Raw genomic sequence first — 15,466 nt, 5'->3', positions numbered from 1 at the left:
ACAGGTCACGTGGCGCGGGTCACGAAACGGACGGGTCGTTACACATCCGTCCGTACGGGGCGGCGAGGTGCTTGCTCAGCGAATCCTCACGCCCCCGGCCGTACCACCCCGAGTATCGGCATCGACCCGGCGCCCGCGATCGTCACCGTCCGCCCCGGGCGCGGGGCGTGGACGATCGCGCCGTCGCCGATGTACATCGCGACATGGCTGGCGTCGTCGAAGTAGATGATGAGGTCGCCGGGGAGCATGTCCTTGACGTCGACCGACTTCAGCTGCTTCCACTGCTCCTGCGAGGTGCGCGGAATCACATCGCCCGCCGCCAGCCAGGCCTGTGAGGTCAGGCCCGAGCAGTCGTATGTCTTCGGGCCTTCGGCGCCCCACTCGTACGGCTTTCCGATCTGGGCCGTCGCGTACGCGACCGCCTTCTTGCCCGCCGCGGTGGCCTTGCCCTGGACGTCGTCGAGGATGCCGGTGTCGAGCCAGGCGGTCTGCGCCTCGTACGCGGCCTGGCGCTCCAGCTCGGCGAGGCGCTTCTTCTCGTCCTTCTCCAGCTCGGACTCGAGCTTCTCGGCCGCCGCGATCTGCTTCTTGATCTTCTTCTGGGCGGTCGCCTTGGCCTTGCGGTTGGCCTCCAGCTTCTTCCACTGGGCGGAGGCGTCCTTGGCGTACTGCTTCAAGTCCTGCTGGGTGCGGGTCATTTCCTGTATCAGGGCCTTGGTGGCGCGCTCGCCCTGGAGTACGCGGCCCGCACCGTCGAGGAACTCCTGTGGGTCGTCACTGAGCATCAACTGAGCCTCGTCCGGCAGCCCGCCGCTGCGGTACTGGGCGCGGGCCGCCGCGCCGGCGCGCTTCTTCAGGTCGTCCAGCCTCGCCTGCCCCTGGACGATCTTGTTGGCCAGATCGACGATCTCCGCGGACTGCTGCTTGGCCTTCTCCTCGGCGGCGTTGTACGCGTCCGTGGCGGCGACGGCCTCGTGGTAGAGCCTGTCGATCTTCTCGCGGATGACCTCAAGTTCCGCGTTCGTGACGGGAGTCGAGGAAGCGGACGCCGAGGGAGTCGGCGTGGGGGTCGGTGCGGCGAATGCCATGCCGGGTGCTGCCACCAGCACAGTGGCCGCGCACACCACGGTCACGGCCGCCGAGATCAGGCCCCGCTTGCCCGTACCCATACCACTGCCCCCAAACTGATTTACCGTCAGTAACTTACGGACACCCGGGGGATCGTGCCACGACAGGGCACAAAACTACAGAGGCAGTGACTCTCTCCCCCTATTCGACCGCTGCTACGACGATCTCCCCGCCTTTGTGACGAACGACTCCCAGAGATCGTTCCCGGTCGCCCGGCCGTTCGGGGAAACGAGAGGGAAACCTGTCCGGTCCTGTGCCCCAAGCCGTCCGGTCCCGCGCCCCGGAACCGTCAGAACCTGGGCGCCAACGCCGCCCAGCGCACGGTCACTTCACCCTGCCGCCAGCGCACCGGCCCGTCCGTCACCGGCCAGTCGGCGGTCAGATCCCGGACCGCGCGTATCCAGCGCTGGCGGGCGCCGTAGGAGGCGTAGGGCGCGGCGGCGGCCCAGGCGCGGTCGAAGTCGCGCAGGAAGGCATGGACCGGCTCGCCTGGGACATTGCGGTGGATGAGCGCCTTCGGGAGGCGCTCGGCGAGGTCCGACGGCCGCTCCAGGGAGCCGAGTCGGGCCGCGAACGTCACCGTGCGCGGCCCCTCCGGACCGAGCGCCACCCACACATGCCGCCGCCCGATCTCGTCGCAGGTGCCTTCGACGAGCAGCCCGCCGCCGGCGCCGTCCGCCCGGGGCGCGAGCCGGGCGCACAGCCGCTCCCAGACCGCGGCGACCTCGTCCTCGTCGTACTGGCGCAGCACGTTGGCGGCGCGGACGAGCAACGGCCGCTGGGGGATGGGGATCTCGAACCCGCCGTGCCGGAACACCAGCCCCTCGCGCTCGTACGGCCGTGCCGCCGCGACCCGCGCCGGTTCGATCTCGACGCCGACGACACGCGCGCGTGGGGCGACCGTACGGAGGCGGCCGAGCAGTTCGACGGCCGTCCAGGGGGCCGCGCCGTAGCCGAGGTCGACCGCGACGGGGTCGGGGCTGCGGCGCAGTTCGGCGCCGTGCGTGGCCGCGATCCAGCGGTCCATGCGGCGGAGCCGGTTCGGGTTCGTGGTCCCGCGCGTCACTGTTCCCACAGGGCGGGCCGTCGCGCGGGATGTCATGGCTACGAGGGTAGGTGAACGCACTTCAACCTCGAACGGTTGAGCGACCACCGGTAATGATTCGGCAAAGAACCCCGAAGCGGAAATGGAGTGCCATCGTCCGGTGTTCCTCCTCTGGAGGGCCCGCACGTCCTCCCGAAGGCATGCCCGGATCAAGGAGGAACGCCACGTGAGCCAGTACGTCAGCAGGCTCGGACGGCGCTCCCCGGCCGCGCACCCGCGGCTGCGGCTGCACCGCCGTCCCCGCCGTGTCGCGATGCTCTCCGTGCACACCTCACCGCTCCACCAGCCGGGCACCGGCGACGCCGGCGGCATGAACGTCTACATCGTGGAGCTGGCGCAGCGCCTCGCCGCCATCAACATCGAGGTGGAGATCTTCACCCGGGCGACCACCGCCGCCCTCCCCCCGACCGTCGAACTCGCGCCCGGCGTCCTCGTCCGGCACGTCGACGCGGGCCCCTACGAAGGCCTCGCCAAGGAAGACCTCCCGGCCCAGCTGTGCGCCTTCACCCACGGCGTCATGCAGGCCTGGGCCGGCCACCGCCCCGGCTACTACGACCTCGTGCACTCGCACTACTGGCTCTCCGGCCACGTCGGCTGGCTCGCCGCCCAGCGCTGGGGCGTCCCCCTGGTGCACGCCATGCACACCATGGCCAAGGTCAAGAACGCCAACCTGGCCGACGGCGACACCCCCGAGCCCGCCGCCCGCGTCATCGGCGAGACCCAGATCGTCGCCGCCGCCGACCGCCTCATCGCCAACACCGCGGAAGAGGCCGAGGAACTGGTACGGCACTACGCCGCCGAGCGCGACAAGGTCGCCGTGGTCCACCCGGGCGTCAACCTCGACCGCTTCAGCCCTGCCGAGGGCCGCGCCGCCGCCCGCGCCCGCCTCGGTCTCCCGCAGGATGCCCTGATCCCGCTCTTCGCGGGCCGCATTCAGCCCCTGAAGGCTCCCGACGTGCTGCTGCGCGCGGTCGCCGTCCTCCTCGACGAGCGCCCCGAGCTGCGCTCCCGCATCCTCGTCCCCGTCGTCGGCGGCCCCAGCGGCAGCGGGCTCGCCAAGCCGGAGGGCCTGCAGAAGCTGGCCGCCCGGCTCGGGATCGCGGATGTCGTACGGTTCCGCCCGCCCGTCGGCCAGGACCAGCTCGCGGACTGGTTCCGCGCCGCCTCCGTGCTGGTCATGCCGTCCTACAGCGAGTCCTTCGGACTGGTCGCCATCGAGGCGCAGGCGGCGGGCACGCCGGTGCTCGCGGCCTCGGTCGGCGGCCTTCCGGTGGCGGTGCAGGACGGACGTACTGGATTCCTCGTCCAGGGACACAACCCCGTCGACTACGCGCGCGTGCTGGGCGATTTCGCCGACGACCCCGCGCTGTCGGGACGCATGGGCGCGGCTGCCGCCCGGCACGCACAGTTCTTCGGCTGGGACACCGCGGCCGCCGCCACGGCGGACGTCTACACGGCGGCGACCCAGTCGTACCGCCGTCGCGTACGCTCCCACCATGGCTGAGGTACCGAAGACAGCGCAGGTCATCGAGGGTTTCCTGAAGGACGCCGAACTCGAGTGGGAGAGCCCCGAGCCCGGCAACTACGTCGTGAAGCTCCCCGGCACCCGCAAGCTCTCCACGACCGTCTCCCTCCTCGTCGGCCGCCACTCCCTCTCCCTCAACGCCTTCGTCGTCCGCCACCCCGACGAGAACGAGGGCGGAGTCCACCGCTGGCTCCTGGAGCGCAACCTCAAGCTGTACGGCGTCAGTTACGCCGTCGACCCGCTCGGCGACATCTACGTCACCGCCAAGCTCCCCCTCTCCGCCATCACCCCGGACGAGATCGACCGGCTGCTCGGCCAGGTCCTGGAGGCGGCGGACGGCTCCTTCAACACCCTCCTGGAGCTCGGTTTCGCGTCCGCGATCCGCAAGGAGTACGAGTGGCGGGTGTCGCGCGGCGAGTCGACCCGCAATCTGGATGCGTTCATGCATCTGATCGAGCGACCCACTGACTGATTTCAAGGTCCGGACCAACTAACCCCTGCACGACCTCTTCCCGGGGCAGAGGTCTCGTGTCATGCTCACCGCCGACGCAGATCTGAACGTCGTTCATATCCATGAAGAGCCGCATGGAAGGACGATCGGGTATGAGCCATCAGCACGGAACGGGAGTCACACGACGCACCCTGCTGGCCGCCGCCACAGCGGTGGCAGCCACCGCCGCCACCGGCGGCACGGCACAAGCCGCCGAAGTCCCCACCCTCTGGCGGGAGTTCACCCGAACCCCCTTCACCCACCCGCAGATCCCGTACATCGGCCGCGCGGGCTGCCACCGCGGAGCGACCCGCTTCCCGCGCCGCCCGGTCGTCGCCGACATCCGGAAGTACGGCGCCGTGGCGGACGGCACGACCGACTCCGCCCCCGCGATCAACCGTGCCATCGCCGCTGCCGGAAGGGCCGGCGGTGGCACGGTGTCCATCCCGCCCGGCACCTTCCGCATCGACGACGTCATCCGCATCGGCCACTCGAACGTGGTCCTCCGCGGCGCCGGCAGCGGCCGTACGACGCTGTACGCGACCAAGAACCTCACCGAACTCATCGGCGTGTACGGATCGCGCTACGGCGGCGACAAGTCGTCGTGGTCATGGGCGGGAGGCCTGATCTGGCTTGCCCCGACGGCCCGTTGGGAGTCCCTCACCGCCGCCATCCGTGCCAAGACCTGGCCCTTCGAAGGCTGGACCGGCAACAAGCGGGACGAGTGGCGGACGCTGACGACCGTCGAACCCGCCCGCCAGGGCTCCTGGACGATCACCGTCGCGGACCCGTCGAAGCTCCGCCCCGGCACCCTCGTCCTCCTCCGCCTCGCCGACGACCCCGGCCACACGCTCCTGGAGCACATGTGCGGCGGCGGCCCCGGCCCCGAGGCGTACACCTGGGACGACAAGACGAAGCTGACCTCGTACGTCCCCTACGAATGGCCCGTCCGCATCGCCCACGTCCGCGGCCACAAGGTCACCCTCGAACGCCCGCTCCCTCTCGACGTACGCCCCGAGTGGGACCCCCGACTGACCACGCATGTCAAGGAGTTGACCGGCGCGGGCGTCGAGGGCCTCACCCTGGAGGCGGCGCAGACCCCGCAGCAGCCGCACCTGCTGGACAAGGGGCACAACGGCGTCGTACTCCAATGCGCCTACGACTGCTGGGTGGACGATGTGACGGTCCGTCATGTCGACAACGGCTTCGGCCTGGTGGCGGCCTCCGCCTGCACGCTCCGCCGCACGCGCGTGTCGGGCCGGGGCTCCCATCACCCGTACTTCTGCCGCGAGGGCTCACACGACAACCTCGTCGAGGACTTCACGATCGACCGGCGCACCGCCCCCGCCCCGGCGGGCACGCAGCTGCACGGCATCAACGTGGAGGGCCTGTCGTCGTACAACGTCTGGTCGCGAGGCGACATGGGGATGGGCACCTTCGATTCGCATCGCGGCCTGCCCTTCGCGAACGTCCGCACCGACATCACCGTCGACAACACCGGCCGGCACGGCGGCGACGCGACCGCCGGACCGCTGTTCGGCGCCCGCTTCACCCACTGGAACATCCGCGTGACCAACGGCCGCGCCGGCCTGATGAAGATCGACGGCCTGGCCCCGTGGTCCGCCACGGTCGGCATCAACGAGGTGCGCGAGTTCGACCAGATCGACGTCCCCGACTTCACCGGCGACCTGCACTCCCGGCTGGAGCTGTACGGCACCACGGACGCCGTACGACCGCGCAATCTGTACGACGCTCAGCGCGCGCTGAGGCGATAGCGGCCCGGGGTCACGCCGACCAGCTTCTTGAAGTGCCGCGTCAGATGGGCCTGGTCGTAGAACCCGGTCGCGGTGGCCGTCTCGGCCGGGCTCGCGCCGCGCAGCAGCAGGGCGCGGGCGCGGTCGACACGGCGGGAGTTGAGGTACTGGTGCGGGGCGATGCCGTAGGCGGTGCTGAACGCCCGTACCAGGTGGGCGGGGTGGGCGTGCAGCAGCCGGGCGGCCTCGTCGAGGGTGAGGCCCTGGGTGACGCGGGCGTCGAGGAGTTCGCGCAGGTCGCCGGCGAGGGCGGGGTCACGGCGCTCCCCGACGGCCGAACGCGCCTGCAGATGGGTCCGCAGCCGGTCGCCCACGAGCGTCAGCCTGCTCTCGGCCTCCAACTCGTCGCCGGGATGGTCGAGCGCGGAGTGCAGCTGGCCCACACGCTGCCTGAGCACGGGATCGCGCAGGTCGGGCGAGTCGACGGCGGGGCCGATGAGGTCGTCGGTGAGATGGGTCGCGTCGAGGTAGAGGACGCGCTTGCGGAAGCCGTGCGGGGTGGCGGGGGAGCCGTTGTGCGGGACGTGCGGCGGCAGCAGGGACACCGTGTCGTGCGGGGTGCCGTGCTCGTGCCGGTCGAGGTCGTACCGTACGGCGCCGTCGTCCACGATGAGCAGCGTCCAGGCCTCGTGGACGTGCATCGGATAGGCGTACTCGGTGAAGTGGGCGTGGAAGACCTCGACGACGCCCGGGATGTGCGGGCGCCAGGCGGAGACATCACGCCGAGTGGCCATGCAAAGAACGTACAAGACGAGGGCGTACGACGATCGGCAGTCTCACTGCATGAGCGAGCAACCCCTCCGTTTCGACACGAAGATCGCCGTCCTGCTGCGCGACGACCTGGAGCCCTGGCAGCGCCTGAACGTCACCGCGTTCCTGGTCAGCGGCCTGGGCACCCAGGTCCCCGAGGTGATCGGCGAGCCCTACGAGGACGCGGACAGCGTCCTGTACCTGCCGATGTTCCGTCAGCCCGTCCTGGTCTTCGAGGCCACCAAGGAGACCCTGACGGCAGCCCACGCGCGCGTACTGTCCCGTTCCCTCCCGCGTGCGCTCTTCACCTCCGACCTTTTCGCCACCGGCAACGACCGCGACAACCGGGCGGCGGTGCGCGCCGTGCCGACGGGGGAGCTGGACCTGGTGGGGCTGGCGGTGTACGGGCCGCGGAACGCGGTGGACAAGGCGGTGAAGGGGGCGCGGATGCATCCGTGAGTCAGGCCGCGCTGGCCTCTGCTTTCGCGGGGGACGCCTCCGGCGCCGGGTCCTGGGCCGGAAGCCCCCGCATCAGGACGCCGTACCCGATCCCCGCCACCGTCCCGACGACCGCGCACAGCCCCCACAGCCACTCCGCGCCCCACCGGTCGATGACGACGCCGGACATCAGCGGCGCGACGAGGGAGGCCACCGCCCAGGACATGGTGTACATGCCCTGGTAGCGCCCGCGGCCGTGCACCGGAGACAGGCGGACGACCAGGCTGGTCTGGGTCGGGGCGTTGACGATCTCGGCGAGGGTCCAGACGCAGACGGTGAGGGCGAAGACGCCGACCGAGCCGGCGAAGGCGGTGAGGCCGAAGCCGTAGCCGGCGAGGAGGGCGGAGATCACGAGCAGGCGCCCGGGGTCCCGGTGTTCGATGTAGCGGGTGACCGGGATCTGGAGGACGACGATCAGGACGCCGTTGACGGCGATGGCCAGGCCGTAGTCGGCCGGGGTGAAGCCGGCCTCGCCCATCGCCACCGGCAGGCCCACCATGCCCTGCTGGAAGATCAGGGCGATCAGGAAGGACAGGCCGACGACGCCCATGAAGCGGCCGTCGCGCAGGACCGTACCGAGGCCGGTGTCGTCCGCCGCCTTCTCGGCCGCGGTGCGTTCGGGGCGGGACTCGGGCAGCTTCAGGAAGACCACGATGGCGCAGATCATGGTCATGCCCGCCTCGATGAGGAACCCGGCGAGGTAGCTGAACTCGGCGATGAAGCCGGCCGCCATGGAGGAGACGGCGAATCCGAGGTTGATGGCCCAGTAGTTGAGGGAGAAGGCCCGCACCCTGTCCTCGGGGCGGACGATGTCGGCCATCATCGCCTGCACGGCCGGCCGGGAGGCGTTGCTGGCCATGCCGACCAGGAAGGCGACGGCGGCGATGGCGAGGGGGTGGTGCATGAAGCCCAGCAGTGCGACGGAGACGGCCGTGGACGCCTGCGCCACGAGCAGCGTCGGCCGCCGCCCGAGCCGGTCCGTCAGTACGCCCGCGCCGACGGAGGAGACGACTCCGCCGAGGCCGTGGAGTGCGGCGACCAGGCCGGCGTACGTGGCGGAGTAGCCGCGGTCGAGGGTGAGGTACAGCGCCATGAAGGTGGCGACGAAGCCGCCGAGCCGGTTGACGAGGGTGCTGGTCCACAGCCACCAGAACTCGCGGGGGAGTCCGGAAACGGTTTCTCGGGCGGCGCGTCTCAGAGAGGCGAGCGACATCGGGTCCCCCACGGCAGTCAGCTGGCTGTAAGCGGCTCAGGCGGTGAGCACAACTTACGAGGATGCTGTCGCGCGGGGCCACTCAATTAACAGATCCCGTCAACCGTCCGCTCTGCGGGCGGACGCACAAGCGATCAAAGCCTTCGATTACGCTCGGACGCATGGCCGACGCACCGTACAAGCTGATCCTCCTCCGCCACGGCGAGAGCGAATGGAACGCGAAGAACCTGTTCACCGGCTGGGTGGACGTCAACCTCAACGAGAAGGGCGAGAAGGAGGCAGTCCGCGGCGGTGAGCTGCTCAAGGACGCCGGCCTGCTGCCCGACGTCGTGCACACGTCCCTCCAGAAGCGCGCGATCCGTACCGCCCAGCTCGCCCTGGAGTCCGCCGACCGCCTCTGGATCCCGGTCCACCGCTCCTGGCGCCTGAACGAGCGTCACTACGGCGCCCTCCAGGGCAAGGACAAGGCGCAGACGCTCGCCGAGTTCGGCGAGGAGCAGTTCATGCTGTGGCGCCGCTCGTACGACACGCCTCCGCCGCCGCTGGACCGCGACGCCGAGTACTCCCAGTTCTCCGACCCGCGCTACGCCACGCTCCCGCCGGAGCTGCGCCCGCAGACGGAGTGCCTCAAGGACGTCGTCGTCCGCATGCTCCCGTACTGGTTCGACGGCATCGTCCCGGACCTCCTCACCGGCCGCACGGTCCTGGTCGCGGCCCACGGCAACTCCCTGCGCGCCCTCGTCAAGCACCTCGACGGCATCTCCGACGCGGACATCGCGGGCCTCAACATCCCGACGGGCATCCCGCTCTCCTACGAGCTGGACTCCGACTTCAAGCCCCTCAACCCCGGCGGCACTTACCTCGACCCTGAGGCGGCCGCGGCGGCGATCGAGGCGGTCAAGAACCAAGGGAAGAAGAAGTAACCCTGACTGATCAAGCCCCCTGCCTGCGGGTTGTCCGCGGGTAGGGGGCTTTTCGGTGGCGTGGGCCGTCCTCTACCCGAGCGCAAGCATCGCCTCAGCGACCTCGCCGGCCGCCGCCTCGGGGATCGCGGTGGCGGCCTCCTTGAGGACGAGCAGCCGTGCCCCGGGGATCTCGCGGGCGATCGCCTCGCCGTTGCCGACGGGGAAGAACCGGTTGCGGCGGCCGTGGACGACGAGCGTGGGGATCTTGATCTCGGGCAGGCGCTCGCGCCAGCGGGGTGTGCAGTCGAGCCTGGAGAACACCATGCCCAGTTGGTTGGCCATCTGGACCGGGGGTGCGGTGCCGGGCGTGCGGTCCCAGATGCGCGCGGCGGTCGCACGCGCGGCGACGGGGTCGTTGCCGAGGATCTCCGCGCCGGTGGCGGCGAACTCGGCCACCGCCTCGCGGTCGCTCCAGTCGGGCATCGGATGCGCGAACAGCCGGCTCATCGTCGCCTGGTCATGGTCGGGGAGGTCGTCGTCGGGCGGGCCGGGCGCGACCGCGCGGGTGCCGGCCAGGGTGAGCGCCGAGAACGCGCCCGGGTGGTCGAGCGCGGCCACCTGGGCGACCATCCCGCCGACGCCGGTCCCCGCGAGGTGTGCGGGGGCGCCGCCGAGCGCGTCGGCAAGGGCCGCCGTGTCGGCGGCGAGGTCGCGCGGCGTGTAGGCGGGCGCTTCCGGGTCCGCCGTCGTCGACTCTCCGCTGTCGCGCAGGTCGTAGCGCACCACGCGGCGCCCGCCGGCAGCCAGGCGTTCGCACAGCGCGTCGGGCCAGGAGAGCATCGTCGTCCCGCCCGCGAGCAGGACGAGTGGCGCGTCGTCGGCACCGAACGACTCGATGCCCAAGGCGATCCCGTTTACGTTGACGGTGGTCATCGGATCACCGCAGGACGTCGTAGGTCAGGTGCGTGGCGGTCGACGTCGAGGTCACGCTCCGCTGCACCAGAGTGCGCGGCGGTCCGCCGGTGAACAGCGGCGTCCCGGCGCCCAGCACGACGGGTGCGAGGTGCAGCGTCAGCACGTCGACCAGCCCGGAGTCGAACGCCGAGCGGACCGTGGCGCCGCCGCCCATGAGGACCACGTCGAGATCCTTGCCGCTGTCCGACGACGCCGCCTCGGCCCGCTCGCGCGCGGCGGCGACGGCGTCGGGCAGACCCGTGGTGACGAACGTCCAGTCGAGGTCGGTGAGCCGCACCGCCTCGGGCGGCGAACTCGTCACGACGACGAACGCGGGCTTGCCGACCTCGCCGGCGCCGTAGCCGATCTTGTCGTCCCAGCCGCCCGGCCCGTCGACCACGTCGAAGAGCGTGCGGCCCAGGACGACGGCGCCCGAGCGTGCGGTCGTCTCGCCCAGGACCCGGCGGTCGTCGGGGTCGTCGGAGAACGCCCAGGTGTGCAGGGCCTCGCCGCCGGTGCCCAGACCGTTGTCCGGGCCGGGATCGGGCCCGGTGACGAAGCCGTCGAGGGACACCGAGATGTCAGCGATGATTCGAGTCATACCAGGGCAGACCCGCTCCACCGCCCAAACTCATCGCTCACGCACAAAGCTCAAGCCGCCGCCTCCGCCAGGCGCTGAAACGCCTCGGTCGTGCGCGGGTGGACGATCTCGTCCAGCAGGTGGCGCCACTCGGGGTCCGGGAGGGTGGCGTGGGCCTGGTCCCAGGCGGTGAGCAGGAGGGCGAGTTCGGTCTCGCCGGGGGCCTCGGGAAGGTCGGCCATCGTCGTGCTGGTCTGTGCGGAGAGCAGCGAGTTCATGGGAGGTTCCTTCCGGATGAGGACTGCCGGCCTTCGGGGCCTGCTGGGTTCTACGATGTCGCCGTCCGCCCGCCCGAACCATGGAGTGCCCTACCGAGTCGCGAGTGCAGGTAGCCCCACCCCGTTCGTACGGCATTCCCGCCCCGCTCGCGGCACAGTGGACGTATGGACGCAGTGGACGCGCATCACACGAACCTGTTGGCCGGTGCGACCCCGGCGACCCGGCTGCCCGCGCGGGATCTGGAGCGGGCGCGGCGTTTCTACTCCGAGCGGCTCGGTCTTGAGCCCGTCGAGGAGCGGCCCGGCGGGCTGAAGTACCGGACCGGTGGCGTGGAGTTCATCGTGTTCGAGTCGGCGGGATCCTCGCCCGGCACCTTCACCCAGATGGCGTGGAAGGTCGACGACATCGAGGCGGTCGTCGCCGAACTCAAAGCGCGCGGCGTGGAGTTCGAGGACGTCGAGATGCCCGCGCTGCACGGCGGCGGACGGACGGTGGACGGGATCCTCGAAGTCGAGGGCAACTACCCGAGCACCGGCGCCCGCGGCGAACGCGGTGCCTGGTTCCGGGACAGCGAGGGAAACCTGCTCGCCGTCGGAGCGCCGGTGATGTGATGGTCCGACACCTGTGACCGGTTCTGCAGCCGCGCGGTCAGATCGACAGCGGAACCTTGTGGACCTCGTCCGCCTTGTGCCCCGCCCGCTCGTGAATGCGCTGGACCGCTTCGGCCGAAGGCGCATCGGAGAGGCAGTAGACGATGCCGGACTCCGGGTCCGCCCAGGCCCGCTCGAAGTGGACGCCCTCTTCCTTCTCGATGGCGAGGTCCGCCTGGTGGGCCTCCCTGAGCTGTTCGGCCGTAATCCCCTTCATCCCGGTGTGTACGTCCATGAACTGAGCCATGGCCTCGCACCTCCTTCTCGCCCGTGCGCTCCCCCTGCTCTCCTTCCATGCTGCGCCCGTACGGCCGTACCAACCAGCGCAGGGGCCCCGGCGCGATGCCGGGGCCCCTGAGAAGAACGGGTCGATCAACCGCACTGGCACGGATTGCCGGACTGGCATCCGCACTGGCAGCCCGAGCCACAGCCGCACGCGCCGATCAAGGTCAGGCTCTTGATCTCGGCGGGCTGCTCGGTCGGACGTTCCTGGGTGGGGTCGGGTGTCGTACCGGAGATGCTGGGGGATTCGGCCATGGTCCCTCCTCAAGGCTGGAGCCTGTGCCCATTCCATGCCCGCCCAGCCGGTCGCATCAACGGCGCACGGAGGCTCTGGCGCACGCCCCCGTGCGAAGGTCTTCAGGCTCCCGTGCGCAGTCTCAGGAGCCCTCGGTCCCCGTCACCGGCTGGATGTCCGGCTGGATGTCGGGCTGGAGCTCGTCCGCGTGCTCGCCGGTGACCAGGAACACGACGCGCTTGGCGACGGCCACGGCGTGGTCGGCGTACCGCTCGTAGTAGCGGCCGAGCAGGGTGACGTCGACGGCGGTCTCGATGCCGTGCTTCCACTTGTCGTCCAGGAGGTGCTGGAAGAGCGTGCGGTGCAGCAGGTCCATCTCGTCGTCGTCCTGCTCGAGCTGCATCGCCAGGTCGACGTCCTTGGTGATGATGACCTCGGCGGCCTTCGCCATCAGGCGCTGGGCGAGCTGGCCCATCTCCAGGATGGTGGCGTGCAGGTCGTGGGGGACCGCGCGCTCCGGGAAGCGCAGCCGGGCCAGCTTGGCCACATGCTGGGCCAGGTCGCCCGAGCGCTCCAGGTCGGCCGACATCCGCAGCGAGGTGACAACAATGCGCAGGTCAGTCGCCACCGGCTGCTGGCGCGCCAGCAGGGCTATGGCGCGGGCCTCGAGGTCGTGCTGGAGCTCGTCGACCTTCTTGTCGCCCTCGATGACGCTCTCGGCCAGCTTCAGGTCGGAGTCGAGGATCGCCGTCGTGGCGCGCCCGATCGCTGATCCGACCAGCCGGGCCATCTCGACCAGACCGTCACCGATCGAGTCGAGTTCCTCGTGGTACGCGTCCCGCATCAGGGTTCCTCTCGTACGTCTGTTTCAGTGGCAGCCGGGGGCCGGGCCCGGTGCATCAGATCCTGCTGAAACCGGCGCTTCGCACCCCACGCTTCCACGTTCCGGCCCGTACGCGTCCGTTTTCGCCACCCCAAATGAACCAACCCTAGCTCCAAGGTGAACTCTGGGCGACGAGTGTTCGAGGTCGCACTCCGATGGCTGTGGCCATGGACTATCCCATGCCTAACCTGGATGCATGGACGTGAACGCGGCGGTCGCCGCAGCGGCAGCGATCGCCGGTGTGCTCACCGGTGTCATCGCCATGCTGGCGTTTCGCTGGAGCGAACGCGACCAGAAGCGACCCACGAGAACCTCTCTGCACACCGACCCGGTCCTGCCACCGGGCGTCGACACGGTGCTGTCCGTGCTGCGCTCCTCGGCCGTCGTCCTCGACGAGGGGGACGCCGTGGTCAAGGCCAGCTCGGCGGCGTACGCCCTGGGCCTGGTCCGCGGCGGCAAGCTCGCCGTGGAGCCGATGCTGCAGATGGCCCGCGACACCCGGCGTGACGGAGAGATACGCCAGGTGGAGCTGGATCTGCCGAGGAGAGGGACCGGCCGGGGCGAGGCCCTCGCCGTCTCCGCGCGCGTCGCGCCCCTCGGCTCCCGCCTCGTACTGCTCCTGGTCGAGGACCTCACCGAGGCCAGACGCATCGAGGCGGTACGGCGCGACTTCGTCGCGAACGTCAGCCATGAGCTGAAGACGCCGGTGGGCGCTCTCTCCCTGCTCTCCGAGGCCGTCATGGACGCCTCGGACGACCCGGAGGCCGTGGAGCGCTTCGCCGGCCGTATGCAGATAGAGGCGACCCGCCTGACCAACCTGGTCCAGGAACTCATCGACCTCTCCCGGGTGCAGAACGACGACCCGCTGGAGGACGCCGAGCCGGTCCGCGTCGACGAACTCGTCGCCGAGGCCATCGACCGCTGCCGGCACGCGGCCGGCACCAAGCAGATCACCATGGCCGCAGGCGGCACCGCCGACCTGCACCTCTGGGGCAACCGCGGCCAGCTCGCCGCGGCCCTCGGCAACCTCGTCGAGAACGCCGTCAACTACTCGCCCGCCCGCACCCGCGTCGGCATAGCCGCCCGCAAGGTGACCGCGTCCGGCGGCGCCCATATCGAGATCGCCGTGACCGATCAGGGCATCGGCATCTCGGAGAAGGACAAGGAGCGCGTCTTCGAGCGCTTCTACCGCGTCGACCCCGCCCGCTCCCGTGCCACAGGCGGTACGGGCCTCGGGCTGGCGATCGTCAAACACGTGGCCGCCTCGCACGGCGGGGAGGTCTCGGTGTGGAGCTCCGAGGGACAGGGCTCCACATTCACCCTGCGGCTGCCGGAGGCGGGTGTCGCCCGCGACCGTGCGACGCACCACTCCGCCCTCGACGACGAGGCCGGACAGTCCGCACCCGCCGTCCCGTCCCCTGATACTTCCCAGTACGAACCGCTTCCCGCCCCGGAGGTCCTTCCGTGACCCGTGTGCTCGTCGTCGAGGACGAGGAGTCCTTCTCCGACGCCCTGTCGTACATGCTCCGTAAAGAGGGCTTCGAGGTCGCTGTCGCGACCACCGGGCCCGACGGACTCGACGAGTTCGAGCGCAACGGCGCCGACCTCGTCCTCCTCGACCTGATGCTGCCCGGCCTGCCGGGCACCGAGGTCTGCCGCCAGCTGCGCGGTCGTTCCAATGTCCCGGTGATCATGGTCACCGCCAAGGACAGCGAGATCGACAAGGTGGTCGGCCTGGAAATAGGAGCCGATGACTACGTCACCAAGCCCTTCTCGTCGCGCGAGCTGGTCGCCCGTATCCGGGCCGTCCTGCGCCGCCGCGGCGAGCCGGAGGAGGTGACCCCGGCCGCCCTGGAGGCGGGCCCGGTCCGCATGGACGTGGACCGCCACGTCGTGACGGTCTCCGGCTCCAAGGTCGACCTCCCCCTCAAGGAGTTCGACCTCCTGGAGATGCTCCTGCGCAACGCCGGCCGCGTCCTCACCCGCATGCAGCTCATCGACCGGGTCTGGGGCGCCGACTACGTCGGCGACACCAAGACCCTCGACGTCCACGTCAAGCGCCTCCGCGCCAAGATCGAACCGGACCCGGGCGCGCCCAGGTACCTGGTGACGGTGCGCGGTCTGGGCTACAAGTTCGAGCCGTAAACCGCTTTCGTACGACGGTGAAGGGCGGGA

At 70.5% G+C, this 15,466-nt stretch carries 18 protein-coding genes; 8 read left to right on the top strand and 10 right to left on the bottom strand.

Going from position 1 to position 15,466, the window contains the following annotated elements; genetic code table 11:
* Positions 1-86: 86 nt before the first annotated feature.
* Positions 87-1,169 carry an NlpC/P60 family protein gene (locus ACTWQO_RS02730; RefSeq protein WP_443235558.1) on the bottom strand — a complete coding sequence of 361 codons (1,083 nt, stop codon included), beginning with the start codon at positions 1,167-1,169 and terminating at the stop codon, positions 87-89.
* Between the two features lie 248 nt (positions 1,170-1,417).
* Positions 1,418-2,230: a class I SAM-dependent methyltransferase gene (locus ACTWQO_RS02725; RefSeq protein ID WP_443235557.1), complete on the bottom strand. Its 813-nt coding sequence runs from the start codon at positions 2,228-2,230 to the stop codon at positions 1,418-1,420.
* Positions 2,231-2,399: 169 nt separating this feature from the next.
* Between ACTWQO_RS02725 and mshA the strand changes: the two genes are divergently transcribed.
* From mshA to ACTWQO_RS02710, 3 genes are all read left to right on the top strand, one after another.
* Complete coding sequence (mshA, locus tag ACTWQO_RS02720; protein ID WP_443235556.1) at positions 2,400-3,737, top strand: D-inositol-3-phosphate glycosyltransferase; 1,338 nt, start codon at positions 2,400-2,402, stop codon at positions 3,735-3,737.
* Complete coding sequence (locus ACTWQO_RS02715; RefSeq protein WP_443235555.1) at positions 3,730-4,230, top strand: YbjN domain-containing protein; 501 nt, start codon at positions 3,730-3,732, stop codon at positions 4,228-4,230. Before mshA ends, ACTWQO_RS02715 begins: the two co-directional genes overlap by 8 nt.
* Positions 4,231-4,361: 131 nt before the next feature.
* Entirely contained in the window at positions 4,362-6,023 is a 1,662-nt protein-coding gene (locus tag ACTWQO_RS02710) for a glycosyl hydrolase family 28-related protein (protein WP_443235554.1), read from the top strand.
* Here the strand turns inward: ACTWQO_RS02710 and ACTWQO_RS02705 are convergent.
* The gene (locus ACTWQO_RS02705; RefSeq protein WP_443235553.1) at positions 6,002-6,796 is read right to left on the bottom strand and encodes an AraC family transcriptional regulator; all 795 of its coding nucleotides are present in this window, start codon (positions 6,794-6,796) and stop codon (positions 6,002-6,004) included. The two genes, ACTWQO_RS02710 and ACTWQO_RS02705, sit on opposite strands and share 22 nt — an antisense overlap.
* 49 nt (positions 6,797-6,845) lie before the next feature.
* Here ACTWQO_RS02705 and ACTWQO_RS02700 point away from each other — a divergent pair, with 49 nt between their 5' ends.
* Positions 6,846-7,271: a DUF2000 family protein gene (locus ACTWQO_RS02700; RefSeq protein ID WP_443235552.1), complete on the top strand. Its 426-nt coding sequence runs from the start codon at positions 6,846-6,848 to the stop codon at positions 7,269-7,271.
* A 1-nt stretch (position 7,272) separates the two neighbouring features.
* Here the strand turns inward: ACTWQO_RS02700 and ACTWQO_RS02695 are convergent, their stop codons facing one another.
* Positions 7,273-8,523, bottom strand: coding sequence for an MDR family MFS transporter (locus ACTWQO_RS02695; RefSeq protein WP_443235551.1), 1,251 nt, complete (start codon positions 8,521-8,523; stop codon positions 7,273-7,275).
* Between the two features lie 161 nt (positions 8,524-8,684).
* Between ACTWQO_RS02695 and ACTWQO_RS02690 the strand changes: the two genes are divergently transcribed.
* Positions 8,685-9,446, top strand: a complete 762-nt coding sequence (locus tag ACTWQO_RS02690) for a phosphoglyceromutase (RefSeq protein WP_443235550.1) — start codon at positions 8,685-8,687, stop codon at positions 9,444-9,446.
* A 72-nt stretch (positions 9,447-9,518) separates the two neighbouring features.
* Here the strand turns inward: ACTWQO_RS02690 and ACTWQO_RS02685 are convergent, their stop codons facing one another.
* Genes ACTWQO_RS02685 through ACTWQO_RS02675 form a run of 3 tightly spaced genes read right to left on the bottom strand, consistent with a single transcriptional unit; the run spans position 9,519 to position 11,240 of the window.
* Complete coding sequence (locus ACTWQO_RS02685; protein WP_443235549.1) at positions 9,519-10,361, bottom strand: alpha/beta fold hydrolase; 843 nt, start codon at positions 10,359-10,361, stop codon at positions 9,519-9,521.
* Between the two features lie 4 nt (positions 10,362-10,365).
* The gene (locus tag ACTWQO_RS02680; RefSeq protein WP_443235548.1) at positions 10,366-10,983 is read right to left on the bottom strand and encodes a dihydrofolate reductase family protein; all 618 of its coding nucleotides are present in this window, start codon (positions 10,981-10,983) and stop codon (positions 10,366-10,368) included.
* Between the two features lie 50 nt (positions 10,984-11,033).
* Positions 11,034-11,240, bottom strand: a complete 207-nt coding sequence (locus ACTWQO_RS02675) for a hypothetical protein (RefSeq protein ID WP_443235547.1) — start codon at positions 11,238-11,240, stop codon at positions 11,034-11,036.
* 165 nt (positions 11,241-11,405) lie between these two features.
* Between ACTWQO_RS02675 and ACTWQO_RS02670 the strand changes: the two genes are divergently transcribed.
* Positions 11,406-11,852 carry a VOC family protein gene (locus ACTWQO_RS02670; protein WP_443235546.1) on the top strand — a complete coding sequence of 149 codons (447 nt, stop codon included), beginning with the start codon at positions 11,406-11,408 and terminating at the stop codon, positions 11,850-11,852.
* Between the two features lie 37 nt (positions 11,853-11,889).
* Here the strand turns inward: ACTWQO_RS02670 and ACTWQO_RS02665 are convergent, their stop codons facing one another.
* From ACTWQO_RS02665 to phoU, 3 genes are all read right to left on the bottom strand, one after another.
* The gene (locus ACTWQO_RS02665; protein ID WP_443235545.1) at positions 11,890-12,138 is read right to left on the bottom strand and encodes an SCO4226 family nickel-binding protein; all 249 of its coding nucleotides are present in this window, start codon (positions 12,136-12,138) and stop codon (positions 11,890-11,892) included.
* Positions 12,139-12,263: 125 nt separating this feature from the next.
* Positions 12,264-12,428 (bottom strand): hypothetical protein, encoded by a 165-nt coding sequence (locus ACTWQO_RS02660; RefSeq protein ID WP_301982014.1) that lies wholly within the window; start codon positions 12,426-12,428, stop codon positions 12,264-12,266.
* Between the two features lie 122 nt (positions 12,429-12,550).
* Positions 12,551-13,252 (bottom strand): phosphate signaling complex protein PhoU, encoded by a 702-nt coding sequence (gene phoU / locus ACTWQO_RS02655; RefSeq protein WP_443235544.1) that lies wholly within the window; start codon positions 13,250-13,252, stop codon positions 12,551-12,553.
* Between the two features lie 235 nt (positions 13,253-13,487).
* On the opposite strand from phoU, the gene ACTWQO_RS02650 reads away from it, so the two are divergent.
* Both ACTWQO_RS02650 and ACTWQO_RS02645 read left to right on the top strand, forming a co-directional pair.
* Positions 13,488-14,759, top strand: coding sequence for a sensor histidine kinase (locus ACTWQO_RS02650; RefSeq protein WP_443235543.1), 1,272 nt, complete (start codon positions 13,488-13,490; stop codon positions 14,757-14,759).
* On the top strand, positions 14,756-15,436 hold the full coding sequence (locus tag ACTWQO_RS02645) for a response regulator transcription factor (RefSeq protein WP_015659563.1): 681 nt from the start codon (positions 14,756-14,758) through the stop codon (positions 15,434-15,436). Before ACTWQO_RS02650 ends, ACTWQO_RS02645 begins: the two co-directional genes overlap by 4 nt.
* Positions 15,437-15,466 lie beyond the last annotated feature (30 nt).

Origin of the sequence: Streptomyces sp. 4N124, from assembly GCF_052245395.1 — a bacterium.
In the GTDB taxonomy this organism is placed as follows: Bacteria; Actinomycetota; Actinomycetes; order Streptomycetales; family Streptomycetaceae; genus Streptomyces.
Note: the sequence above shows the minus strand (reverse complement) of the source record. Positions and strands in the feature narration are given on the sequence as shown.

Bases quoted from the DNA above. Each gene is read 5' to 3' on its own strand.
- ACTWQO_RS02665 (WP_443235545.1), bottom strand. From the start codon at position 12,138: ATGGCTCAGTTCATGGACGTACACACCGGGATGAAGGGGATTACGGCC.
- ACTWQO_RS02695 (WP_443235551.1), bottom strand. From the start codon at position 8,523: ATGTCGCTCGCCTCTCTGAGACGCGCCGCCCGAGAAACCGTTTCCGGA.
- ACTWQO_RS02670 (WP_443235546.1), top strand. From the start codon at position 11,406: ATGGACGCAGTGGACGCGCATCACACGAACCTGTTGGCCGGTGCGACC.
- ACTWQO_RS02725 (WP_443235557.1), bottom strand. From the start codon at position 2,230: ATGACATCCCGCGCGACGGCCCGCCCTGTGGGAACAGTGACGCGCGGG.
- ACTWQO_RS02710 (WP_443235554.1), top strand. From the start codon at position 4,362: ATGAGCCATCAGCACGGAACGGGAGTCACACGACGCACCCTGCTGGCC.
- ACTWQO_RS02650 (WP_443235543.1), top strand. From the start codon at position 13,488: ATGGACGTGAACGCGGCGGTCGCCGCAGCGGCAGCGATCGCCGGTGTG.
- ACTWQO_RS02715 (WP_443235555.1), top strand. From the start codon at position 3,730: ATGGCTGAGGTACCGAAGACAGCGCAGGTCATCGAGGGTTTCCTGAAG.
- ACTWQO_RS02660 (WP_301982014.1), bottom strand. From the start codon at position 12,428: ATGGCCGAATCCCCCAGCATCTCCGGTACGACACCCGACCCCACCCAG.
- ACTWQO_RS02690 (WP_443235550.1), top strand. From the start codon at position 8,685: ATGGCCGACGCACCGTACAAGCTGATCCTCCTCCGCCACGGCGAGAGC.
- ACTWQO_RS02685 (WP_443235549.1), bottom strand. From the start codon at position 10,361: ATGACCACCGTCAACGTAAACGGGATCGCCTTGGGCATCGAGTCGTTC.
- ACTWQO_RS02700 (WP_443235552.1), top strand. From the start codon at position 6,846: ATGAGCGAGCAACCCCTCCGTTTCGACACGAAGATCGCCGTCCTGCTG.
- ACTWQO_RS02675 (WP_443235547.1), bottom strand. From the start codon at position 11,240: ATGAACTCGCTGCTCTCCGCACAGACCAGCACGACGATGGCCGACCTT.
- ACTWQO_RS02705 (WP_443235553.1), bottom strand. From the start codon at position 6,796: ATGGCCACTCGGCGTGATGTCTCCGCCTGGCGCCCGCACATCCCGGGC.
- phoU (WP_443235544.1), bottom strand. From the start codon at position 13,252: ATGCGGGACGCGTACCACGAGGAACTCGACTCGATCGGTGACGGTCTG.
- ACTWQO_RS02730 (WP_443235558.1), bottom strand. From the start codon at position 1,169: ATGGGTACGGGCAAGCGGGGCCTGATCTCGGCGGCCGTGACCGTGGTG.
- ACTWQO_RS02680 (WP_443235548.1), bottom strand. From the start codon at position 10,983: ATGACTCGAATCATCGCTGACATCTCGGTGTCCCTCGACGGCTTCGTC.